The following is a 24,243-nucleotide window of genomic DNA, read 5'->3' on the forward strand; positions in this document are numbered from 1 at the left end:
TTATTTAATTTTTATTGTTATTACTTATTTTTTGTTCCTTTTCGGAACGGATGATTTCTGTTTTATGCGAGTATCATCGGAACTTCCATCAACAGGATTTCGGCATCCTGTGTTTTTGCTGTGATGTCGATGGCCGACGTGTCCCATATACCGAGTCCGTCGCGTTGGTTCAAGTCGATGTTTCCGATCTGGAAATCGCCTTTGAGTACGAACGCATAGATACCGTTCCCGTATTTTTTCAGATCGTACGCGACTTTGGTGTCCTTGTCGAAAGTGCCAAGGTGAAACCATGCGTCCTGATGTATCCAAACGCCTTCATCGTTCGCGTTCGGCGACAGGATTTGCTGCAATTTGTTGCGTCTGTCGTCTTGATTGAGCGTAATCTGGTCGTATCGAGGCGTCACGTTGCGCTTGTTCGGATACACCCAAATCTGAAGGAACTTGGTCAATTTATCTTTGTTGCGGTTGTATTCGCTGTGGAAAATCCCGGTTCCGGCGCTCATCACCTGAATGTCTCCTTTGCGGATTACGGCCGTATTGCCCATAGAATCCTGGTGTTCCAAATCGCCTTCGAGAGGAATCGAGATGATTTCCATATTGTCGTGCGGATGGCGTCCGAAGCCCATTCCGGCATCGACCCTGTCATCGTTCAAGACGCGAAGCACGCCGAAGTGCATCCTTTCGGGATTGTGGTAGTTCGCGAAACTGAACGTGTGATGCGAATCGAGCCATCCGTGGTTGGCGTGTCCGCGGGTTTCGGCTTTGTGCAACACCGTATTTTCAAGAATTTTGCTGTCGGTATTCGGAAGATGGTTGAACCCGACCGGTTCCAACTCCTTGATTTCGTCAATATCGTTTTTGAGCACATCGCCTATTGCGGCCGAAGCGACGAACATTCCTGTTCCCATGAGCCCTTTCTTTATAAAATCTTTGCGGTCCATTGCGTTGCGTTTTAATTACAAGGCAAAGTTGCGACAGATTCAAAGTGTGTGCATTGAACTAGGACAAGAAATGGGATTACTTATTTTTTATTCTTAATTATTTATTACCGTGGTGTGAACGACCACAATAAAGAATGAACAATGACAATAAATAATAAAACATCAGTGCTTTGCCAGTCGCGCGCGTACCTTAGAGAGGAATTCGGGCGAAATGCCCAAATACGAAGCGATGTAATGCTGGGCGACGCGTTGCGGAATCGTAGGATATAATCTCAAGAACTCGAGGTATTTGTCGGTGGCGTTCTTCGAAACCGAATCGAACAGGCGGTTTTGCGTAGAAGCCAAATGGCGTTGTACCAAGATGCGGAACGCGCGCTCGAATTTAGGAACGCGTGCAAAAAGTTCTTCTTTCGATTCGGGATCGAACATCAAAAACTCCGAATCTTCCATGGTTTCTATAAAAACGCGGCTCGGTTGGTCGTCGTAAGCGTTGAACGAAATATCGCCGACCCAATGATCTTCTACACCGAATTGCAGGATGAGTTCATTGCCATCGGCATCGATATAGTATTTGCGTACACAACCTTTTACGACATAAGCCTCGAAATTGCACTTTTCGCCAGAGCGCAACATCGTGGTCCTTTTCGGGATAAATTGAGGCTTTATCAACGCGTCCAAGACTTTGAGCTCGTCGTCGGTAAACGACACGTATCGCGAGAGATTATTGTGCAAGGCAGTATTCATAAGGTTTTCGAGGTTTTGCTAAAAGTACCAAAAATCTTGTTCTGGTTCAAGAATCACCGGTGTTTAAAATTCGTAATTTTGCAGTTTAAAACTAAGGGTGATGAGTTTCGAGAAGCAGTTTGACAATCCGTTCCGAATAGAGATTTCCTTCCACAAAGTAATTGAGGCACTTGAGGAAATCGCCATGTCCGATGTGGATTTCAGGGCCAACTACGCCAAAGGTCTACTGGCCGAGGTGGCAAAAGTGCCCGAACTGCGAACGGGAATCAGCGATTTGAGCAAAATTTCAGAACATGCCGAACTCATCCGTCACCTGCTCGCAGACCTTTTTCCGACGGCATTGAGCAAAAACGAGATCAAGGCCGTTACGATTCCGTTCCACCAAATCATCTTCAACCATACCGAACGCTTCCAGAATATCCTGCTCAACGCCGGACCCGATTTCGATATGGGCATCCGAGATTTCGACGAGCATCAGTTCTACGTGATGAGCAGTTGCATGATCCTCAAATTCTATTACGGATACGACGTAGATTTCGCAAGGCCTGTGTTTTACGACATTCCCGAAGCCGACGGAAGCGTGAAGCATTACCGGATTCTCTACAACGCCGATTTCCTCGAGATTTTCAAGACCGACGACGCACCCGACATCACGCCCGAAGACATCGCCTTGCTCATCGACAATTTCGACAACTTCGACCTTTGGAAAGAAAAATTCCCGGTCGACAGTTGGATTTTGAGAGGTTTCGGAATCATGAACCTGTACGACAACACGGTAGAAAGTGCGGTTTCGCTTCTCAAGGAAAGTTTGCTGACGACCGAAAAGAAACGAGACGAGAACGATACGGATGTACTTCAAGGCATTTTCCGTTCGATTTTCAAGATCCGTAACCTGCGATTGGGTTTTGCCGAATTCCATCCCGAGGAACAGAAATTCCGCGTGGCCAATTTCGGTTCGCATATTCCAAGTGTATTGCTCGGCGGAAAAATGGAACGCCCTTACGAAGAAATCTGCGGCTGTTCGATGGACGAACTGGTTACCGATGCGAAATATCTCGCCATTTCGGACGTCAAGAAATTCGCCGAGGATTTTCCCGAAGAGAAAGATTTCGCCAACCATTTGTTGAGCCAGGACGTACAAAGCTGCATTTTTGCGCCGATCATGAAAAACGGGCGTGTTCTGGGCGTTTTCGAAGTCGTATCGTCGGTTCCGAAAGAACTCAACAGCATCAACGCGAACAAACTCGATTTCGTTTTGCCGTTCATCACCGATACGATGGACCGTTATTATTCCGAAAAGCAAAACTATATAGACGCCATCATCCAAAAGGAATATACGGCGATTCACCCAAGTGTTTACTGGAAATTCCGCGAGGAAGCCGATTTGCATACGATTCCCGAGAACGCCGACAAACCGTTCCGCGAAATCATTTTCAAGGACGTGTATCCGATGTACGGCCAAATCGATATCAAAGGCTCGTCTGTTGCGAGAAATGAGGCTATGCAACGCGATTTGAAATTGCAGATCGAGATGTTGCTCAATTTGCTTCGCGACCTTTCCAAAAGACACAAACTGCCGCTTATCGAACAGCATCTCTTTGAACTCGAGAAGATGGAAGGGCAGATTTTGGAATCGCTTAAAGCGGATTCGGAGTCGATCGTGCAGAATTACATCTTCAACGAAATCCATCCGATGCTCGACCATTTCAGGTCCGATGCGCAAATCGCCAAAAAGATCGGGCAGTACGAAAGCCAGCTCGATCCCGCGATCAACATGGTGTACAAGGAGCGCAAGAATTTCGACGATACGTTGTCGCTGATCAACAAGAAAATGGCGGCCGTTCTCGATAAAAAACAGGAAGAAGCGCAGGAGTTTTTCCCGCATTATTACGAAAGGTTCAAAACCGACGGCGTCGAACACAATCTTTACATCGGGGCTTCGATCGCTCCCAAAAAAGCGTATAACCCGATTTATCTCGACAATTTGAGGTTGTGGCAGCTTCAGGCGATGTGCGACCTTGAGATCGAATATTTCAGGCTGCGTCCGGGATTGCCTTACGAACTCGACGTCACTTCGTTGATTTTGGTGTACAGCGTGCCGATCTCGATCCGTTTCCGCATGGATGAAAAACGCTTCGACGTAGACGGAACGTACAACGCGCGTTACGAAGTCGTCAAGAAACGCATCGACAAATCGCACATAAAAGGTACGGGTGAACGCATCGTGCAAGCCGGAAAAATCACGATCGTCTATTCACAGAACCAAGAAGAGGCCGAATACAGACGATACATCCGCTTGTTGCAATACAAGAATCGATTGGGCAACAATGTCGAATCATTTGAGGTAGAGGACTTGCAAGGCGTCACAGGATTGCGCGCTTTGCGTGTAGAAGTATTATACCAAGTCACGCCCGATGGCGAAAATTACACTTTCGACGACCTTGTAAAAGAACTCGACCTAAAGCCTTAAACCGACTTGAACGCGATTACGAACGCGATCACCGAAGTCACGATACCGAACATGAAAATGTTGTAGGTAACGCGAAGCAATTTGTATTTGCGTTCGAGTACCGTTCCCAATAAATACAGGTCTTTTATCAGGGATTCGTAGAGAAAATCCCGGTCTTCCATCATTTCCTTCATCGCGGCTTGATAGTGGTCGAGCGGCATTTTCGTGAAGTTTCCGAAAAACAGCAGGTTCATTTTGCGTTTTTTGACATCTTCGGGGTCGTAAATCGTGGAATTCACTTTCGGGCGCGTAGCCAAAATCGCGAAGATGATCGAAATCACGCTGAAAAGCAACATGATGAACGTCGGTATCACCAAATGCGCATTGCTCGGGCTGTCGAGTTTTGGGATGATCGTCGAAAGTGCGATCGAAATGATGATGGCGTTTACCGAAAGCAAAATGTTCGCTTTACTGTCGGCAATCTGGCTCAATTGCGTATGGTTGTTGAGCGTGACGCGGAATAAGGTCTCGACGCCTTTGTCGGGTTTGTCCTTTTTCTTTTTTTTCTTGTCGGATTTGTCTTCCAATTCCTCCATGTCCTTGAGTTTTTCCTTTATGGATGCTATGTTTTTCTCTTTTTGCGGCTGCCAGTTTGCTTTGGCAAAATCGGTGTAGAACTGATGCCATTTCGTGAGCATGTCAAGGTTGCCTTTGGCCCATTCGGCATCGGAATAGATGCGTCCCTGGCTTGCCCACTCCTCGCGCAGCAAAGCGGCTATCTTTTCGTATTTCTCGCTTCCGAAGTGCGAACAATCGGCGTCGCGGATCACTTTTTCGGCCGTCGATTTCGGTTCCATGCACATTTCCGTAACGCGGATGAGGCTTTCGGTGAGTTCGGCCAAATCGGAAGGAATATCGGTTGTTGTTGCGAATTCATTGAAAATCAATGCGCTATTGTGTTCGTGCCTGTCGGGGCCGTTTATGTAACCTGTATCGTGAAACCAAGCGGCGAGAACCAATGCTGATTTCTCTATCTCTGATAGCGTCTCGCTTTCCGACAATTTTGCAACAGAAGAAACCACGCGTTTGGTATGCTCAAAATTGTGGTACGTATATAAAGCAGAAAGTTTATCTTTGAGTAGGTCGTTTACGTAGTTCTCGGCTGTTTGAGAGAGTGTCATTGTCTCCATTTTACCTTACCAAATTATGAAATTATTTCGGGTTGCCGCCGTCGTAGCGGAAAATATGCGGTTTGTTTGGGTGCTTGCCATATTGGCGATGTTGCAGTCGTGCGCCACGTTCAAAACGCAATTAGGTGAAGATGCGGGAAAGGCGACAGACGATTTCAACAATAGCAAATCACTTTCGCATACCTTTTTCCTCATTGGCGATGCGGGCAACTGGAACGGAACAGAAACGCCCGAAGTGTTCTCTTTATTGTCCGAAAGGCTAAAAGCTGCCGATAGTTCGAGCACTTTGATTTTCCTCGGCGATAATATTTACCCGTACGGCCTGCCAAAACCCGATGCTTCGAATTATGCAGATGCGCGCATACGGCTTGAAAAACAAATCGCATTGGCCAAGAATTTCAAGGGCAAAACGATTTTTATCCCGGGAAATCACGACTATTACAATGGTCTCGACGGCGTAAAAGACCAAGCCAAACTGGTCACGGCACTTCTAGAAGCCAAAAAAGCGTTTCTTCCGAGAAAAGGATGCGGCATGGATAAGATCGATATCGATGATTCTACCGCGTTGATAGTCGTCGACAGCCAATGGTTTCTCGAAGATTGGGATAAGTTGCCCAGCATAAACGAAGATTGCGACATCAAGACGCGCGAAATGTTCTTCAAGGAACTCGAAGACAAGATCAACGACTACCAGAACAAGACCGTGATTTTGGCGTTGCACCATCCGCTTATGAGCAATGGGGCGCACGGAGGCGAATATTCTTTCCACAAACACCTGTTTCCGTTAAAGACCAAAGTGCCTATGCCGGTCGTGGGTACGGTCATAAACGTACTGCGCAAAACGTCGGGATTGAGCCCGCAGGATTTGCAGAACAAAAAGTACAATACTTTCGTGAAACGCGTCAAGACGTTGGTGCAAGGTAAAGACAACGTACTTGTCGTTTCGGGTCACGATCACAGCTTGCAGTATATCGATCGTGAAGGAGTACGTCAGGTCATCAGCGGATCGGGATCTAAAAAAGAAGCCGCACGTGCGATTGACAAACGCGATTTTTCATTCGGAGGAAACGGTTTTGCCGAAGTAAAAGTGCTCAAGAACGGTGCGACCAACGTGACCTATTTTTCTCCGGAATCCGAAAAGACCGACAAGACGATCTTCACGACCCAAGCGCTTCCGGCACGTCCGACTCCCAATATCAGGGAATTCCCTAAAACCTTTGCGGCGACCAAAGACACTTCGGTTTATACGACCAAAATGACGACCAAAAATGGTTGGTACCGCTTTTTGTGGGGCAAGCACTACCGCAAATATTACAGCATGGTCATCCGGGCCAACCAAGCGGCACTCGATACGTTGCACGGCGGTTTGAAGCCGGTCCAGTCGGGCGGCGGACACCAATCGATGTCGTTGCGCCTGTCCGACAAAAACGGAAAGGAATACGTGATGCGCGCGATCAAGAAAAGTGCGACGCGTTTCCTCCAAACCTCGGCATTCCGCGATCAGGCCGTAGAAAAAGACTTCAGGAATACGTACACCGAAAACTTCCTGCTCGATTTTTATACGACAGCGCATCCGTATTCGGCTTTTGCCGTGGCCAATCTTTCCGAAGATTTGGGCATTGCACATTCGAATCCGCAGCTTTTGTACATACCGAAACAGAATCCGCTAGGGCTTTACAACGACGAATTCGGAGACGAGCTGTATTTGGTAGAAGAGCGTCCGATGGATAAGTTCAAAGACCTCAAATCGTTCGGAAAACCCGATAAATTCGTAAGTACGGACGATGTTCTGGCCAATATCCACGCCGACGAGAAATATTCCGTAGACAAAAAATCGTGGATCAAAGCGCGTATGTTCGACATGCTCATAGGCGATTGGGACAGGCATCAAGACCAATGGCGTTGGGGCGAATACAAAGAAGGCGACAAAATCGTCTATCGTCCGATTCCGCGCGACCGCGACCAGGCATTCAGTAAAATCGACGGCGCGTTGTTGTCGTTACTAGTGAATATTCCGGCATTGCGCCACTTCAAGAAATTCGACGAAGATCTGGGTAACGTAAAATGGTTCAACCGCACGGGTTATCCTATGGATCTGGCGTTCGTGCCGCTTTCTACCGAAGAAGATTGGGTCGAACAGGCCAAATGGATCGAAGACAACCTTTCGGATGCCGAAATCGACGCCGCGTTCAAGGACATGCCTAAAGAAGTACAGGACGAGACTGTCGAGCGCATCAAAGCTCAGCTCAAAATACGCAAGACGCATCTCGAGAAATACGCCCACAAATATTACAAAGTGTTGCAACGCACGATTTTGGTCGTCGGTACCGAGAAAAAAGACAAAATCGTACTCACGCGTTCAGGCAAAGACACCAACGTAGAGGTTTTCCGTATCAAGAAAGACGGTAGCCGCGAGAAAACGTTCGAGAAAAACTATCACCGTTCGGCCACGCACGACATTTGGGTGTACGCGCTTGGCGACAGTGATACGATTGAAGTAAAAGGCAAGGGCAGTCGCAAGATCAGGTTGCGTTTGCTTGGCGGAGCCGATACCGATACGTACATCGTCGAACACGGCAGAAAAGTCACGATCTACGATTTCAAATCGAAAAACGACGATTTGCTCAAGGCCGGAAATGCCTGTCTTTCGATTTCGGACGATTACGATGTGAACACTTACGACTACATGAAGCCGAAGTATAACGTATTCGCGGGCTATCCGATGGCCGGTTTCAACCCCGATGACGGCATCAAGCTCGGTGCTTTCGTGAACTATACGGTGTTTGGCTTCGACCGCAATCCGTTTACGCAAAAGCACAGTTTGGGCGGCAATTATTATTTCGCGACGAGCGGTTTCGAATTGTATTACAACGGCACTTTCCCGAAAGCTGTCGGCAGTTGGAATTTGCTCATGGAAGCGCGTTACACAAGCCCGAATTTCAGCCAGAATTTCTTCGGATTCGGAAACGAGACCGAGAATCACGACGACGACGAAGACATGGACTTCAACCGCGTCAAGATGCGCATCCTAAAAGCCGCACCGACTTTGCAATGGGTTGGCGAGCAAGGAGCTTCGGCCAATATCCAGGCAAGTTTTGAGCGTATCTCTGTAGATCAGACCGCCGGCCGTTTCATTTCGATTCCGGGTGTGGTCAATGCCGACGTCTTCGATTACAAGGATTTTATCGATGTGAACGGCGAATACCGATTCGACAATTACGACAACGTCTCGAAACCTACTTTGGGCTTCACGTTTTCGGTTCTCGGCGGACTGAAGCTCAACCTAAAGGATTCCGAACGCAACTTCCCGTATGCAGAAGGCGGGATCGGAGTCACATATAAACTCACGCCTCGCGGCAAATTCGTGCTCGCGACGTATGCCAAGGCTAAATTTTTGTTCAACGACGAATACGAATTCTATCAGGCGGCGACGGTCGGAGGCGATTCCGATTTGAGAGGTTTCCGCAACCAGCGTTTCTCGGGTCAGCAGTCGTTTTACCAAAGTACCGACTTGCGTTGGAACATCGGCAAGCTCAAAACCAGCATCGTGCCTTTGAGTTACGGGATTTTGGCAGGTTTCGATTACGGTCGCGTGTGGCTGCAAAACGATTATTCCGATAAATGGCACCAAACCGTAGGCGGCGGAATTTGGGTAAACGGCGTAAACCTGATCACGTTGCGCGCCTCGTATTTCGTTTCGAGCGACGGCGCACGTGTGTTCGCAGGTTTAGGGTTTGGCTTCTGATAGTTTGTATCGGTAGAGATTCCCGCCAATCTTTTTGGTCTTTTCGTCGGTAATCAGGATTTCGTCGTTAGAAGAAAAACCCAATCCTTCTTTTTGGGAAAAATGTTCGAGTTCTATCGTTTTTGATTTTCCGCCAACGAAATTATCGGCTTTGAAATTCGTGAACAGGAAAATCTTGTCGCCTGTTAGCAACGCCACTTTCTTTCCGTCGGGGCTGATGTCGGCCGACGTGATCGCGCATCTGTTGAACTTGCCGCACGTTTTGAACTCGCTTATTTTTTGGGCCGCGAAATTTCCGGGTTTGTTCGGGACGCGATACAATAGGGTCGTGCCATCGAAATTTGCGCTGCGGTTTTTGGTGAATAGATAGAAATAATCACCCGACACGAAAAACGCTTCGCAGTCGAAAAAACGCTCCGATTTTTTTGGAGGGAATTCCTTTTGTTCCGGATAATGGAACGTGGTTTTCGAAGCGATTGCCGTCTCGTCTTTCGACAGGTTTTTGGCATCGATCTTATAAATCGACAAATCGCGTCTTGTGTTGTCGTTGTTCCCGAAATCGCCGATATACAGATTGCCTTTCGCATCCGAAGCGAGTTCTTCCCAATCGTTGTTCTCAACACCTGCAATTTTGGTTTGATGGATGAGGTTGCCCGATTTGTCCAAACGGTACAAAATGGGCTTGTTGCCGTGGTCTTCGGTGGTCCAGATTGAACCGTTCAACACTTCACAGGCCGAGTTTTCGGCAAGATTGGCCGGGAGTTTTCCCAATACCTCGATTTTCGGATTCTGTGCGCAGGCCACGCAAACGAACAGCAGTGAAAGCGATAGTTTCTTCATAGTATAAAAATAGACAAACCTTAAAAACGCAGCGACCGATTTCACAAACTATTAGTATATCGCTAACAGCCGGCTCTTGCGGGAATGGGTAACTTTAGGAAAACGATAAAAGACAACTCGATATGATACAGCAAATTGACAACGTTCCCGATAATATGGTCGCGTTCCGATCGTCGGGAGAAGTGACCAAGGACGACTTCGACACGGTCTTTCCGAGAGTAGAAGAGCTTGTGGATCGAACCGGAAAATTAAATTATCTGCTCGAGCTCGACAATTCGCCTGCAGATTTTTCGGCGGGCGCATGGCTACAGGATGCATTGCTCGGCGTAAAAAACATCACCAAATGGAATCGCGCCGCTATCGTTACCGATTCACGGCAGGTACGCGATTTTACCGAAGCGTTCAGCAAAGTGATGCCGGGCGAATTCCGGGGTTTTCCAAAAAGTGAATTCGACCATGCGGTAGACTGGGTTTCCGAAAAGACGATTTAGTGGTTTCAGGGTAAGGTGAAATGAAAATTCTGTAAGAGTTATTGGGTTTGATTTCGTAATTTAAAGGACGCTAATGTCTATCCATAAACCCTGCGCCATGAAACCCGAAAAATTACACAAGCACGACGAAAAGGCCGAAAAAGAGACCTATTCCAAAGATTTGTTCAACGATTACGGCAAGGTGAAACTGCGTCGGCGACAATATCTGACGAATCTTATGGCAACCAACAAGATGTGCCTTTTAAACAATAATATCAACACGCTATTACTATTTTGACATGATACCGAATAAAGATTATAACAACGACCTCAATAATTTGGAAAGCGACAACAATGAAGCGCGCAACCTGAAGGAACATTTAGACGAGGAAATCCGTGCCGAAGACCTCGATCACGGAAACGGTGACGATTTCGAATATTCGTCTCCCGATAAATATCTGGCGATGGAACAGAAAGGCGTCACGTTTACCGACGATTCCGATCCGATGAGCTTGAATCCGGACAACATCGAATATCGTCAGCACGGCCAGATTTCCGATGAGTTCGACGTGAACAACCGCAATTCGAGAAATGCGGAAGCGTTCAGTCAGGACGAATATATCCTTCGTGACAACATCGATCTCGACGAAGACCAATCGCAGTCGATTTCATCCGATGACGACATCGACACGAACGAGCATAATGACGGACTGTAAAGCCCGTATGCACGAAAGCCGCAATGTGAAGTTGCGGCTTTTTTATTTGTGTTGACTTGATGTAATCGGGTTTAGGCGGAATAAATCGACTTGAGTTCGATTTCCGATAAAACCATATGAGCCGTTTTTTCCTCGCGGATGGCTTTTAAGATGTAATCTGCAGCCAAGTCTTTCTCGAGGATACGCGAATAGGCGAGCAACTTTTCATAAATCGCGATCTCGTGTTGCATGATGCGTTTGCAACTGTTCACGATGGCCTCGTCCCTTTTGAAACCTGATTTGGCTTCTAGTGATTTTCGGGCCGTATCCATGAGGTTTTCCATTATCTCATAACGGGAACCCGACGCGTGCCATTCCAATTCATCGAAAACATGCAACAATCGGTCAATTTGATGTTTGGTCACGATCGCGTGCGATTTGATGGCCATTACCAGCTCGTAAGACGTAGCGCTTTTTTCCAGGTCGGGGAGAAGATCGAGTAATGCGTTCTCGGCCCAGTAGCGGCGTTTGAGTTCTTCGTCAAACCGTTCGGTCACTTCGGTCAGCGACAGTGCGATTTTGTTTTCCGGTACTTTTTGATTCGGGGTCTTCTCGAGGGTACTGGTTTTTATTTTCATAAGCGTTCATTCAGATAGTCAAATATGCTTTTTTTTGGCTTGGGATGTGTTACAGGAAATCCACCGAACATTGCAGGATTCTAACAAAAAACGCGGGCTGCTGTTCCCACGTTTTTCCATCTTTGTCTAGGTTAAGTCAAAGGAAAAGCCGCAAAACCATCATGCAGTCATATACGCGCACGTAGAATTGTCCGACATTGCGGGCGATCGTTTTGCTCGCATGATTGCCTTGGTGTTTGAGTATTTCCTGAAATCGGGCTGGTGTTTTCATGTCAATTGTTTTTGGTGTCTTGAGTCTAGCGCGAGCGCATCTTGCGGACTTTGCTGTTGTCTTTCGGAATTGCACGGTTCAGCATTGCGGGATTCCAAAGCATGCGGCCGAAAGTGTCGTCTTCCAAATCCTCGAACGAACCTTTGTTTGGGTGTTTTACCTTTGTTGGTACAGACGTTTTCATAAGTGGATGATTAATTCATTACAAATTTTGCTTTTTGTCGCGATGTATGTTTTATACGTTTTCGACCTTTAGTTGCATTTTATCAATTTGCCTATAATTGTGTAATCCAACGATGGTAAAATGTAAGTGTAATGATTTGGTTTTCATCAACTTTGGAGTATCAAAACATCGGTAGCCATGAAAACGGAAAATGCAAAAAAGGCAAGACGTGAAAAAAGGAGCGTTGCCATCGATAATGAGATTTTTTATGTAACGCTTCCTTCGACGATGAACTATCATCAGGATTCCGAAGAAGACGAAAACGAATTCGGATACCCTGATTTTTACGAAGATACCGATAACATGAACCGTTATTTGTGGTAATCCGGCGAAGGATAATCAGGTACAGGCAATTATTTTTAAAGATTTAGCTTGCCAGTACCAATAATGGTTGTATATTTGCACTCGAAACAGCGCGGGATAGAGCAGTAGGCAGCTCGTCGGGCTCATAACCCGAAGGTCACAGGTTCGAGTCCTGTTCCCGCTACTAAGAAACCTCAGTATCCACTGAGGTTTTTTTTATTGGTATTTTTTTAACAACATGCCTGTTGGATATTATAACCTCTATATCCAATTAAATCCAATCAAAATCTGGAGATTATCTTTCTGAAAATTTAAGGAAAACATTTTATTAAGTTTTTTCTTCATAAAATAACATGCTAAAATCGCCGTTAGCACATAATCTTATCAAATAGAACAAACAAATGAGGGCTTCTAATGTCTAATTGCAGTACCGAAAACGATGTTATTACATCTCGCCATGTTAATCATCAATCAATCGAATGGACTGCCACATCTTTTGAAAAACTGAGTAATGATATCAAATTCAATATGGCGATGAAAGGTGTGGAGCAAATTCTCATTATGCAGAACACGTCGAATAAAACTGTCATTGAAGAAACCAATGGCTTCACAATAGACAGTAGTATCGTTTACACTACAACGGTGAACAATAAAGTTTTTTATGATGTAGGGATTACGCGACAGAATTTGCCGGAGTATATCAACTATGTAGAAAATCTTCATATCGAAATTGATAGTGCTAATTCTATAAAAGCAGCCATATTTAAGTACGATCTCAATGATTTGGGAAAAGCGGAATCGGCAGTTTCCTTTCCAATTAATTTTGATCTTTCTACAGCCAAAACCGAACTGCCAGTAGAAGAATGTGATGTTTTTGACGTTTACGAAATCAGGCGATGTACATGTGACGGTCACCATTGGCCGGGAGACCCCGATTGTCGATGTACGGAATACGGTGGTCAAGCAGGATCTATTACTTATTTAGGAGCTATGGAAATCTGTACTGGCGGCGGAAGTGGTGGCGGTGGTCCTATCGGTGGCGGTGGCACCGGAGGCGGCAGTGGCGGAGGTGGCTATACTTCGACATCTTCAGTAAGCCCTTATAGTTATATATCGGCTAGAAAAAAATCATTAAGACAAAACGCACCCGTAGGTCTAGGCGCAACTAAGGCTTCTTGGTTGACAAGTTGGGTAAATGCAAACCAAGGTGAAGGAATTTCAAGCATTGCGTATGATTACTTGGAATCTGATTATTATAATCCGGCATATCCGGGTTTAATTTCGACTGCAACTACTTATCCTGCCACTTACGTCAAAAATCTTGCTGAGGCCATAGATCTGGCTCAGTCAAGTAATCAGCCTTTTCAGAATGTATTTCCATTTTATATTGCACTTTCTGAAGTCCAAAAAGCTTGGCTTAATGCGAATCCACCGCTGAAACCGCAAATAATGAATTATATCGGTACAACGGGTGACACAGCGATGGGAGTATTTATGGTAAGTTTTTTTATGTCTCATCCGGCTGTAACATTTCCAAGGTTTAAAAACGCATTTTTAAATCAAAATCAAGGGAAGGATATTGAATTCTCTGCTGCCGATGAAGCTTTTTGGAATGATCCGAATCTGACTTTTCCGTCGCAGGTATTGCCATCTTTAGCTAACTTTACGGCAAACTTTCCAAGTCATCAGAATCCAAATTATGCGACTTCGACACAAATGTATGCTGCGGTGGGAGGAGCGCCAAATTCAATTTTTTTAAGTTCCGGAAACGGCAACACTTGTGCACTGCGGGTTTCCTGGGCATTATTGCGATGTGGCATTCAGATACCAAACATTCCAACTCAAACTTTTTTGGGAGCAGATGGTAAATACTATTTTTTGGGTGCAAAACCAATGCTAAAATGGATGAAGAAAACTTTTGGGGAGGAATCTATTTGGTTGGATAGCTCTTATGCGGGTAATAATGGGCAAGGTTTTTTCGATACACTCAATTCTGTTTCTGGAATTTACGTTATGATTCCAAATGACCCTAGCGCTGCTGGATTTGATGCTTCGGGACATATTGATTTAATGACAAACGGTGATTGTAACGGAGGCTGTTATTTTAACCCTGAGGGTGGGGTAAAAGATATTTGGACATTAAATTAATCATGAAAAAACTACTGCTACTAAGTTTAATCCTATCTGCCTGTGCCAGTCAGAGGGAACGGAAATCAGATAAGACTATCTTTCTCCAAGAATTTAAATTAAAGTATTTCGAAAAATGCATAAAGCATGGATTCAACGATTCGCCAGAAATACAAAAAATTCTGGAGCAGGATAAAAGTGGTTATTCAGAACCTGTGTTGGGTGAATTATACGATGTGATAGACAGTCTTGCCAAAAAGCGCATAACTAATTCAAAAAATGCTAGGGCTGCTTTAAAAACTCAAAAAGCAGAAGGTTCGTCGCGACAAGATAAGATTATTGAGGTCTGTCTATGCGATTATGAAGGTAAATGGCTTGATTCAATTGCCAAGAATGAATACAGAAAGTTTTCAAAAAATAAGAGCCGTTAATTGGAAATCGTAAGACTTTTTTTAAGAAAAAACAATGTTCTCAAACATAAAGAGTTTGTTCGTATCTTCGCAGCCGGAATATAAATCTGTATAAGAAACCTCAGTATTCACTGGGGTTTTTTTATTAAAGCGATGTTATGAACATGAAGAAGATTGTCGAGTACAGAACGATGCTCGGCGTTACCAAAACGGCTACGTTAAAAGAACTCAAGACGATTTACCGCAACAGCATGAAAGATATCCATCCGGATACGATTGCCGATGCCGACGAACGCCATGCCGCCGAAGAAAAAAGCAAGAACTTCATCGAAGCCTATCACTTCCTGGTAAGCATCACACCCGAAACCCTCGACAAGACGAAAGCCGAATACGTGCAAACCACCACGGTTTCGCCAATCCTCGATTTCTACCTCGAGAACCAGACGCTGTACATCCACTTCGCCGACGGCAGCAGCTACGAATATTTCGGGGTTCCCAAAAACACCTATGTCAAAATGATCAATGCCGAGTCGCCAGCGCGTTTTGCGCGTCGCCATATTTACGGCAACTTTTTGTACAGAAGCGCGAGTAAGATCGTTTCGGCCGAATAATCAGAAATAGACTTTGCAGTTTGGCAGCGCTTGGCGGATGCGTTGTTTTTCCACATCCGAAAAGCGATTGCCTCCTAAAAGCAGCGTCCTCAGATTCTTGAGTTGCGCAACATCTTCGGGTAATTTCTCTAAATCGTTGTTCGCGAGCGACAACAATTCCAGTTGGTCCAGATTGGTCAACGTCGACGGCAAAACCGAAATCTTGTTGTCGTTGAGCAACAGCGTTTTGAGCTTGCGCAGCTTTCCGAAATCCTGAGGCAGTGTCCTGAGCTGGTTGAATTGCACATCGAGGAATTCCAACGACTTGAGTTTCGTCCAATCGTTGTCGAACTCATAAAATTGGTTGTAACCCAAATTGAAAGCCTTGAGCTTTTTGAGTTTCGAAACCGACGCCGGAAGGCAATTCAATTGGTTGTTGTCGACCTCGAGCACTTCAAGTTTTTTGCATTCTCCTATCGATGACGGCAGTTTCGTAATCGAATTTCCCGATAGTTGCAAGAATTGCAAACGTTCCAATTCGCGCATTTCTTCGGGCAGATACGAAATGTCGTTGTTGCGCAGATCGATGCGTACAAGCAGATTGAGTTTTTCAATATCGGTCGGGATGAACTTCAACGCATTTCCCTGAAGATTCAAATCCTCGAGTTTCGACAGTGAGAACAACGCCTCGTCCAAATCCTCGATGTTGTTTCCCATAAGGTTCAAGAACCGCATTTCGCGCATGTTTTGCACTTCGCGCGGCACGTAAAACTGATGACGGTCGCGCAGATTGAGTTGGGTCACTTTAGCTTTGGATGCCAACGCATCGGCAATGCTGTAATAAATGGGCTCGTTTATCGGGTTTTGAGCGTGAAGCGCTGTCGAAAGCAATCCTAAAATCAGTATTTTTTTCATCGGAATAGAAATATAAAAAGGACCGGCAACCCAATGCCGATCCTTTTCCTGCATTAAAAATCAACTAGTTCGTCTTGATAATTTTATAGCTGGCAGACTTGTTTCCTACCGTTACGCGAACGAAGAAAACCTGTCCGTCAGTAGCGTCAAGAATGTTTAATTGCCATTTTTGGATAGCACCCGACTCGGTGTTTTCGGCCGTGTGGTTCATGTCGCGACCCAAAATGTCGAACACTTTGATATCGACCTTTTCGTTGTTGTCGTTGGCAATGTCTATCGTAAGTTTTCCTTGCGTAGGGTTCGGATATACGTTGAGCTTTCCTTTGAGCTGATCGTCTACGCCCATGGCTTGTTCCACCACGATATAATCGGTCTTTTCGATGGTTTGGCTGTTTCCGGCCGCGTTAGTAGCGGTAAGCGTCACATTGTACGTTCCGGCTGTCGGATACGTGATCGTCGGATGTTCGTCTGTCGAAGTCGACGGAGTTCCGCCTTCGAACGTCCATGACCAACCGTTCGGGTTGTTTGAGCTCAGATCGGTAAACGTGACCGTTTGCCCTTCGTCTACGGCTACCTGATCGGCCACGAAATCGGCCACCGGTGCCTGAAGTCCGATTTGTGTTCCCAAAGCGAATACGACAGAAGCCGAAGCGTTCAACGTCACGTTTTGGAAATTCGCGTCCAATTGAGGCGTATTCGTTGCATCGGGATGCTGAACAGAGAAGAAACCGAATTTGTAATCCGGAGAGAACGTCAAACCTGTCGGCTCAGAACCGGCGGGCATAGAAGCGAACAATTTGATGTCCGGCATGTCTTGCCTGTGATCAGGTCGGATCACCCAAATGTAGTTCAAACCACCGTCCTGGCACACCCAAAGGTTGCCTTTGTCGTCGAAGGTAAGGTTGTCGTTTCCATCGGCCCAAGGCTCGGTCACGGTTCCGTTTGCAGTCGTGATAGGATACGACATGCCGCCTGCATAGGTTTCGAATTGAGAAACGGTCGTGCCATCGTCCTTAAAGCGGTAGATGCGGTTTTTTCCTTTAGAAGTGAAGTATACTTTTCCGTCAAGTGTCCCGATTTCGCAATCTTCTACACCGTTGAAGTTCGTTCCGCCAAGCGTTCCGGCTACAGAAGCCAAGTTGTTGCGGTCGGCCGGAGTCGTGTTCGGCACTTGGATCCATTGGCCTGTGCTGCAGTTCGGTTCGTCGTTTTGAAGTCCCAAATCCAATTTAAGCACATAAACGTTTCCTGAATACAGGTTGCCCGGAGTCGTCGGGACGAATTTGTACACGCAATGCGTTCCGCCATCCTCGCCATAATACGCGACAGAACCGGTTTGGTCGACACATACGTTCTCGTGGTTCATACGGCCCATAGCCCACAGTTTTTCCTGTTTGCCGTTTCCGTGTTCTTTTACCTGAGCCGTCACAGGGTCGATTTCGACCAACCAGCCCAAATCTTGGTAACCGTCGGAATTCGCGTCGCCTGCAGTCGTGTTTTCCTCGGCAGTGACCACAGTTCCCCATGGCATTACACCACCGGAACAGTTGCGGTTCGTGGTTACGACATCGGTATTGTACATATCGACAAGACGCGTGTTGTCTACGTCCCAAAGCTTAGAAGTCTCATCGAAATGCATGTCTACGATAGAAACGCCACCCGGACCGTTTTCGTGGTTAACCGAAAGATAGCCGTTCGTGCTGCTGCCCGAAATCGGGATGTAACCCGTAAAATCGTGGTTTCCGGCAACCGTTCCCGTTCCGGTCATATACGCGTCACCTTGTTTGAACAACAATTGGAAGCGATGCTCCGGAGCGATGATCATTTGAGGCGTCTGCCCTGTCGGTTGGATAGAGGTGAAGCACGAAATGTGGTCATCCGAGCAATCGTAACCCAACGTCTGTGCATTGTTGATTGTCATGTCGAAACGGATGTCCGAGCTCTGTCCGTCGCGGTTGTGCATTTCGACTGAAATACGGTTCACACCTTGTACAAAAGCTGTTTTTGGGACAAAATGAGTGAAATAGCGGTTCTCATCGGCAGCATCTACGATCGTGGCCGAAGTCGTAAGATAATTGATCGCACCTGCCGGCATGTTGTCGCGGAAAACCTCGACTCCGTTTACGTAAACCACCGCTCCGTCATCGCGCTTGATGCGGAATTCGACCTGATCGCTCAAATCGGCCAAATCGATGTTCATGTCGCGGAAGAAATAGTACGTGATGTACTTGTTGGCCGAATCGGGTCCGAACGAAATCACGGTCTTGACCTGATCTCCGTAGCCCAACGGCGCCTGACCCGAAAGCCAGTTCGTGTTCGTTCCCGAAACCAGTTTCCAATCGGTCGTGCCCTGATCGGAACCGTTATCGAGAAAATTCCAATTGGAATCTTTTTGCAGCGGATAAGCCGCCGGCGACAAAGTTTGTGCCTGGACCGCGCCCAAAGCCAAAAATGCCGAAAGACAAAGTAGTTGCTTTTTCATGTGAATGTGTTTTGTGTTGCAATTGTGAAGCAAAATTACCCAGGCAAAACCACGCTCGACTTAAGTGAGAATTATGCTTGGTTTACCAAAACGTTGCTTCCTGAAATATGAATTCCCGTGCATGTTTACAGTTTACGCCCTATTTTGGTTTGATTTGATTTTGACGTGACGCTCGCTTAACATTAAGCGCGTTTCGTCGATAATCGCGAGTGGTTTCCGATTTAATCCAGAATTAACTTTCGTCGAAAGCGTTAAGTGAACTTCAAATTTCCGATGTGTCGAAAAGTTGATGCCTATGCATAAAAAAGCCCCGATTTGACTCGAGGCTTTAGTGTTTTTGAAATCGGTTAGAAATTTCCCGAATCGTCGAGTGACTTGATGAACGCGATGAGGTCTTTCTTTTCCTTATCGGTCAAATTGAGTTTGTCGGGCGGCAACGTTTGGTTCGGAGTTGATATGCCACGGCCTTCACCGCCGCCCTGATCGTAGAAATCGATGACTTCTTCAAGTGTTTTATAAGCGCCGTTGTGGAAATACGGTGCCGTTTTGGCCGCATTGCGGATAGTTGTCGTTTTGAACGATTTGGCGTAAATCCATGCTTTTTCGCTGTGGATTTGGTTGCCGAGTCGGCCCTCGTCTGGATCGAGCTGCAATTGTTTGGCATCGGGAGTTGTGAAAACACCCAAAATCTCGCTTTCGTTCTCGCTGTACAAAGGCGGCACTAAACCCGAGAACGTCGGAGCGAAATGACAGGTGGCGCAATTCGCTTTTCCGGTAAACAGGTTGAACCCGTTTTTTACGTCTTCGGGGATTTTGTCCGATTCTTTTCGCACGTATTTGTCGAATTCGCTGTTGAACGAACGCAACGACAGCACATACGAAGCCAGCGCTTTCGAAAAGGCCTCGCGCGTGATGTTTTTCTTTCCGAAAACTTTCTTGAAATCCGAAGCATATTTAGGGTCGGACTTGAGCTTTTCGAGAATCGAAGAATACGCGGTATTGAATTCCTCGGGATTGAAAATCACATGCTCGGCCTGCTGCTCGAGCGAAAAGGCACGCAAATCGTAGAAGTAACGGTCGGCGTAAACCGCGTTGAGTAGCGTAGGAGCGTTTCGCAATACGGTTTTTCCGGGTAGGCTGCTTTGCGATTTCGGATAACCGTCGGCGAATGCTTTTTCGGGCGCGTGACAGCTCGCGCAGCTCATGTTCGCGTTGCTCAACCTCGTGTCGTAGAACAGTTTTTTGCCAAGATCGCGAAGTTCGGGCGTGTCGTCATCGGCTTGCAGTTCGGTAAAATAATACGGATTGAGGAAAGCATCCGAAAAAATCGTAGAGCTTTTATTGTTCCAGGCCGAAGTGCGTTGCAGGATTTCGCTTGTACTTTCTTGCGACTTCGCGAGTTCGGCATACAGAGGTTCTATGTACTCGCGCAAAAAAGTAAGACGGTCGAATTTTTCGAATGATTTTTCGGAAGATACAAAACCGATCGCGTCTTCGAACAAGTTGTATATGCGCCTGTTTTTTTCCGAATCGTAGTTTTCGACCCAATACGCTTTCATACCTTCCAAAGCCGATTTCGCTTCGTCGAGCGCGTTCAAAGAACCCGGAGTGTCGAAACCCGTGACGCCCAAAGTGAAAATGCGCACAAGTTCCAAACGAAGCGCATCGGTTCCGGGTTTTTGGGAGGTTTTGTTGTTTTGATAACCTAGAAAAAGCGCTTTGTAGTTCGTGAACAGTTTTTTGGAAAGCGCGTCGATGGTCGCTTTTTCATCGGACGGGTTTTCTGAAAACGCCAATTCGTCGAGAACCTGCAAGCCTTCGGGCTCGATCACAGACGGTTGTGTACCTTCTTTTTCGATGTGAAGCAAAGGCGCGCCGTTAAAGTGTTCGGTCGTGAATTCGGGATATTGGAACGCCAGAAAGAACTCGACTTTCTTGAATTGCAGACGGGTTTGGCGAACCGCCGATTGGAGCGAATCGACCGAAGTTTTCCCGGTATGGAAATCGGATGCGGTCTTTTCGAGTTTGACGATCTGCAAACTGAGCTGGTTCAGGTTTTTGTCGAGAAAAGACGATTTTTCTTCGGTCCTTTTCGAGGCGGGTGAAAAGATAAGCGCCAAAAAAATGGCCGTTAGCGGGATTGCGATTTTCTTGAGGTTTGGGGTCGGCATTGTGGAAAAATTAAACCGCAAACGTATCACGCACGATAAATTTGAACTTTACGCGTCGATTAAGAAAAGTTTAAATCCAAATTCGATAGTAGTCTGTTATGGGTATCGAATAACATCCGCAAATTCCGATCGGTTGCAATTTTTTGGAATCGGAATTTGGCGCTTGGAATTTTTATCCGCCTATCTTTGCAAAAAATATCTTCATGCACAAAGCCGGCTTCGTCAACATCATCGGAAACCCGAACGTAGGAAAATCGACACTCATGAACGCTTTCGTGGGCGAGCGTCTTTCGATCATCACTTCTAAGGCACAAACGACGCGCCATCGCATTTTGGGTATCGTGAATGGAGATGATTTCCAGATCGTGTTTTCGGATACGCCGGGCATCATTAAACCCGCTTACGAGATGCAGGAAGCGATGATGCATTTCGTGAAATCGGCATTCGAGGACGCCGACGTTTTGGTGTATATGGTCGAAATCGGTGAGCAGGCGCTCAAAGATGAAGCATTTTTCAAGAAAATCGAGCATTCCAAAATTCCGGTTTTGCTGCTTTTGAACAAGATCGATACGTCGAACCAAGAACAATTGGAAACCCAAATCGGTTATTGGAAGGAAAAATTGCCGAATGCCGAGATTTATCCGATTTCGGCGATCAACAATTTCCACGTACCCGAGGTTTTCGCTCGTATTTTGGAATTGTTGCCCGAGTCGCCACCATTCTATCCGAAAGACCAGCTTACCGACAAGCCCGAGCGCTTTTTCGTGAACGAGATTATACGTGAAAAAATACTCGTCAACTATAAAAAGGAAATCCCGTATTCGGTAGAAATTGAGACCGAGGAGTTCATCGAAGACGACAACATCATCCGCATCCGCGCCGTGATCATGGTGGAACGCGATACGCAAAAAGGCATCATCATCGGACACAAAGGGGAGGCTTTGAAACGCGTAGGCATCCAGGCACGAGCCGATTTGGAAAAATTCTTCGACAAACAAATCCACTTGGAAACGTACGTCAAGGTCAATAAAGACTGGAGAAGCAACGCCAAACAATTGAGGCGTTTCGGGTACGACAACCGTTAAGCGACAATGTCGTTCATAAGGTCGTGCAGTTCTTCGGCTTGTTTAGACGACAAGCGCCTGTTCCATTTTACAAGTAAGTAAATCCCGAACCACAAACTCGCCATCGCGAACATAATCATTAGTTCGGTCCCGAAAAGTTGGTGCGAATACCATTTGAACGCCAACGAAGCCGCGCTTAAAAAGAACAGCGTAAAAATGACCATGCGCGCGCTTAGCAAAGCCACCCAAAGCACCGGATTCTCCACGTATTGGCCTTTCACGTAAGTGGTGTCGCTTTTTTCATCGACTTCAAGATGAAGCAGCGGCGACCAGACTTCGTGTTTTTTCTCGCCCATTTCGATCCAGATGTGTTTGCCGTTATGCTTGACGATGTAATCCTTATTTGCGGTCGATTCGAGTTTTTCGCAAGCGCGTTTAATCTCTTCGGACGTTTTTCGCGAAGGTTGATGGAACTGGTCGGGATAAGTGGTTCGCGTTTTCATCATCGTCATTTATCGGATAACGTCAACTGCGTTTTTATTATTTGTTAAAGACGGTTAAACCTTTGCCAAAGAGAACCTAATTGGAACACGCGAAAAGAAAACGTACCTTTGCCGCAAAATTTTAGTACAATGGGCAATATCGTAGCGATCGTAGGTAGGCCAAATGTCGGGAAATCGACGTTGTTCAACCGATTGATACAAAGAAGGGAAGCCATCGTCGATTCTGTCGCCGGCGTGACGCGCGACCGAAATTACGGCAAGAGCGAATGGAACGGCAAGGAATTTTCGGTCATCGATACGGGCGGATACATCAAAGGTTCCGACGATATCTTCGAAGGCGAAATCCGCAAGCAGGTAGAATTGGCCATAGACGAAGCCGACGTGATCCTTTTCATCGTCGATGTAGAGGAAGGCATTACGCCGATGGACGAGGAAGTAGCCAAATTGTTGCGCAAGGTTACCAAACCTGTGCTTTTGGGCGTGAATAAGGTAGACAATGCGATGCGCGAGAAAGACGCGATCGAATTTTATAACCTCGGTTTGGGCGATTACGTCACGTTTGCCTCAACTTCGGGAAGCGGAACGGGCGAATTGCTCGATGCGCTCATCGAGGCGTTCCCCGAAAAACCAGAACCTACGCAAGAAGAAATCGAGTTGCCTCGTTTTGCCGTCGTCGGACGTCCGAATGCGGGAAAATCGAGTATCATCAATGCGTTGATCGGGGAAGACCGATATATCGTAACCGACATTGCCGGAACGACGCGCGATGCCATCGATACGAAGTTCAACCGCTTCGGATTCGATTTCAACCTCGTCGATACGGCCGGAATCCGCAGAAAAGCGAAAGTGAAGGAAGATCTCGAATTTTATTCGGTCATGCGTTCGGTGCGTGCCATCGAAAACGCCGACGTGTGTATTTTGGTGATCGACGCCACACGAGGATTCGAAAGCCAGGACCAAAATATCTTCTGGCTTGCCGAGAAGAACAGAAAAGGCATCGTCATTCTGGTAAACAAATGGGATTTGGTCGAAAAAGACACCATGTCGACGCGCGATTACGAGCAAAAAATCCGCAAAGAAATCGAGCCGTTCACCGACGTGCCGATCATTTTTACTTCGGCTACGACCAAACAGCGTTTGCTAAAGGCGCTTGAAACGGCAGTTGGCGTATTTGAAAGCCGTAAACAGCGTATTTCCACCTCGAAGTTCAACGAGCACATGCTCAAGATCATCGAACACATGCCACCGCCTGCTTTGAAAGGCAAATACGTCAAGATCAAATATTGTATGCAGTTGCCGACTCCGATGCCGCAGTTCGTGTTTTTCGCGAACCTGCCGCAATACGTGAAAGATCCGTACAAGCGATTTTTGGAGAACAAGATCCGCGAGAAATGGGATTTTTCGGGAGTACCGATCGATATTTATATTAGAGAGAAATAATGAAAGCCGGACTTGTTCCGGTTTTTTTTGTG

General features: G+C 46.4%; 22 protein-coding genes and 1 tRNA gene. 12 read left to right on the forward strand and 11 right to left on the reverse strand.

The features are described from left to right. Positions 1-62: 62 nt before the first annotated feature. Both HZF10_RS12845 and HZF10_RS12850 read right to left on the reverse strand, forming a co-directional pair. The gene (locus tag HZF10_RS12845; protein ID WP_176006622.1) at positions 63-941 is read right to left on the reverse strand and encodes a pirin family protein; all 879 of its coding nucleotides are present in this window, start codon (positions 939-941) and stop codon (positions 63-65) included. Between the two features lie 162 nt (positions 942-1,103). Continuing rightward, complete coding sequence (locus tag HZF10_RS12850; protein WP_176006623.1) at positions 1,104-1,685, reverse strand: Crp/Fnr family transcriptional regulator; 582 nt, start codon at positions 1,683-1,685, stop codon at positions 1,104-1,106. 100 nt (positions 1,686-1,785) lie between these two features. Here HZF10_RS12850 and HZF10_RS12855 point away from each other — a divergent pair, with 100 nt between their 5' ends. Further along, on the forward strand, positions 1,786-4,155 hold the full coding sequence (locus tag HZF10_RS12855; RefSeq protein WP_176006624.1) for a GAF domain-containing protein: 2,370 nt from the start codon (positions 1,786-1,788) through the stop codon (positions 4,153-4,155). Here the strand turns inward: HZF10_RS12855 and HZF10_RS12860 are convergent. Next, complete coding sequence (locus HZF10_RS12860) at positions 4,152-5,315, reverse strand: Pycsar system effector family protein (protein ID WP_176006625.1); 1,164 nt, start codon at positions 5,313-5,315, stop codon at positions 4,152-4,154. The two genes, HZF10_RS12855 and HZF10_RS12860, sit on opposite strands and share 4 nt — an antisense overlap. 25 nt (positions 5,316-5,340) lie before the next feature. Between HZF10_RS12860 and HZF10_RS12865 the strand changes: the two genes are divergently transcribed. Further along, complete coding sequence (locus HZF10_RS12865; RefSeq protein WP_176006626.1) at positions 5,341-9,069, forward strand: metallophosphoesterase; 3,729 nt, start codon at positions 5,341-5,343, stop codon at positions 9,067-9,069. Here the strand turns inward: HZF10_RS12865 and HZF10_RS12870 are convergent. Further along, a complete protein-coding gene (locus tag HZF10_RS12870; protein WP_176006627.1) occupies positions 9,052-9,909 on the reverse strand; it encodes an NHL repeat-containing protein in 858 nt (285 codons plus the stop codon). The two genes, HZF10_RS12865 and HZF10_RS12870, sit on opposite strands and share 18 nt — an antisense overlap. A gap of 122 nt (positions 9,910-10,031) precedes the next feature. On the opposite strand from HZF10_RS12870, the gene HZF10_RS12875 reads away from it, so the two are divergent. The 3 genes from HZF10_RS12875 to HZF10_RS12885 all read left to right on the forward strand — a co-directional run bounded on the left by HZF10_RS12875 (position 10,032) and on the right by HZF10_RS12885 (position 11,095). After that, positions 10,032-10,400: a SpoIIAA family protein gene (locus HZF10_RS12875; protein ID WP_176006628.1), complete on the forward strand. Its 369-nt coding sequence runs from the start codon at positions 10,032-10,034 to the stop codon at positions 10,398-10,400. 97 nt (positions 10,401-10,497) lie between these two features. Continuing rightward, positions 10,498-10,677: a hypothetical protein gene (locus HZF10_RS12880; protein ID WP_176006629.1), complete on the forward strand. Its 180-nt coding sequence runs from the start codon at positions 10,498-10,500 to the stop codon at positions 10,675-10,677. Between the two features lies 1 nt (position 10,678). Continuing rightward, positions 10,679-11,095, forward strand: coding sequence for a hypothetical protein (locus HZF10_RS12885; protein ID WP_176006630.1), 417 nt, complete (start codon positions 10,679-10,681; stop codon positions 11,093-11,095). Between the two features lie 71 nt (positions 11,096-11,166). On the opposite strand, the gene HZF10_RS12890 is transcribed toward HZF10_RS12885, so the two are convergent. The 3 genes from HZF10_RS12890 to HZF10_RS12895 all read right to left on the reverse strand — a co-directional run bounded on the left by HZF10_RS12890 (position 11,167) and on the right by HZF10_RS12895 (position 12,167). Beyond that, positions 11,167-11,712, reverse strand: coding sequence for a DUF892 family protein (locus HZF10_RS12890; protein WP_176006631.1), 546 nt, complete (start codon positions 11,710-11,712; stop codon positions 11,167-11,169). Positions 11,713-11,848: 136 nt separating this feature from the next. Next, complete coding sequence (locus tag HZF10_RS18100; protein WP_257008564.1) at positions 11,849-11,983, reverse strand: hypothetical protein; 135 nt, start codon at positions 11,981-11,983, stop codon at positions 11,849-11,851. Positions 11,984-12,008: 25 nt separating this feature from the next. Continuing rightward, positions 12,009-12,167: a hypothetical protein gene (locus tag HZF10_RS12895; protein ID WP_176006632.1), complete on the reverse strand. Its 159-nt coding sequence runs from the start codon at positions 12,165-12,167 to the stop codon at positions 12,009-12,011. 177 nt (positions 12,168-12,344) lie between these two features. On the opposite strand from HZF10_RS12895, the gene HZF10_RS12900 reads away from it, so the two are divergent. The 5 genes from HZF10_RS12900 (at position 12,345) to HZF10_RS12920 (ending at position 15,657) form a co-directional block, all read left to right on the forward strand. After that, the gene (locus HZF10_RS12900; protein WP_176006633.1) at positions 12,345-12,530 is read left to right on the forward strand and encodes a hypothetical protein; all 186 of its coding nucleotides are present in this window, start codon (positions 12,345-12,347) and stop codon (positions 12,528-12,530) included. A 90-nt stretch (positions 12,531-12,620) separates the two neighbouring features. Continuing rightward, a tRNA-Met gene (locus HZF10_RS12905) sits at positions 12,621-12,693 on the forward strand. Between the two features lie 230 nt (positions 12,694-12,923). After that, the gene (locus HZF10_RS12910; RefSeq protein ID WP_176006634.1) at positions 12,924-14,657 is read left to right on the forward strand and encodes a T6SS effector amidase Tae4 family protein; all 1,734 of its coding nucleotides are present in this window, start codon (positions 12,924-12,926) and stop codon (positions 14,655-14,657) included. A gap of 2 nt (positions 14,658-14,659) precedes the next feature. Next, positions 14,660-15,067: a hypothetical protein gene (locus HZF10_RS12915; protein WP_176006635.1), complete on the forward strand. Its 408-nt coding sequence runs from the start codon at positions 14,660-14,662 to the stop codon at positions 15,065-15,067. Positions 15,068-15,210: 143 nt separating this feature from the next. Then, entirely contained in the window at positions 15,211-15,657 is a 447-nt protein-coding gene (locus HZF10_RS12920) for a KTSC domain-containing protein (RefSeq protein WP_176006636.1), read from the forward strand. On the opposite strand, the gene HZF10_RS12925 is transcribed toward HZF10_RS12920, so the two are convergent. The 3 genes from HZF10_RS12925 to HZF10_RS12935 form a co-directional block, all read right to left on the reverse strand. After that, complete coding sequence (locus tag HZF10_RS12925; RefSeq protein WP_176006637.1) at positions 15,658-16,551, reverse strand: leucine-rich repeat domain-containing protein; 894 nt, start codon at positions 16,549-16,551, stop codon at positions 15,658-15,660. Between the two features lie 64 nt (positions 16,552-16,615). Beyond that, positions 16,616-19,033, reverse strand: coding sequence for an alkaline phosphatase PhoX (locus tag HZF10_RS12930; protein ID WP_176006638.1), 2,418 nt, complete (start codon positions 19,031-19,033; stop codon positions 16,616-16,618). A gap of 347 nt (positions 19,034-19,380) precedes the next feature. After that, positions 19,381-21,204: a cytochrome-c peroxidase gene (locus tag HZF10_RS12935; protein WP_176006639.1), complete on the reverse strand. Its 1,824-nt coding sequence runs from the start codon at positions 21,202-21,204 to the stop codon at positions 19,381-19,383. Positions 21,205-21,407: 203 nt separating this feature from the next. On the opposite strand from HZF10_RS12935, the gene era reads away from it, so the two are divergent. Continuing rightward, positions 21,408-22,289: a GTPase Era gene (gene era, locus HZF10_RS12940; RefSeq protein WP_176006640.1), complete on the forward strand. Its 882-nt coding sequence runs from the start codon at positions 21,408-21,410 to the stop codon at positions 22,287-22,289. Here the strand turns inward: era and HZF10_RS12945 are convergent. Beyond that, a complete protein-coding gene (locus HZF10_RS12945) occupies positions 22,286-22,771 on the reverse strand; it encodes a hypothetical protein (protein ID WP_176006641.1) in 486 nt (161 codons plus the stop codon). The genes era and HZF10_RS12945 overlap by 4 nt on opposite strands. Positions 22,772-22,900: 129 nt before the next feature. Between HZF10_RS12945 and der the strand changes: the two genes are divergently transcribed. Next, complete coding sequence (gene der, locus HZF10_RS12950; RefSeq protein ID WP_176006642.1) at positions 22,901-24,211, forward strand: ribosome biogenesis GTPase Der; 1,311 nt, start codon at positions 22,901-22,903, stop codon at positions 24,209-24,211. Positions 24,212-24,243 lie beyond the last annotated feature (32 nt).

The sequence above is a fragment of the Flavobacterium agri genome, from assembly GCF_013401995.1.
Taxonomy (GTDB): Bacteria; Bacteroidota; Bacteroidia; order Flavobacteriales; family Flavobacteriaceae; genus Flavobacterium; species Flavobacterium agri.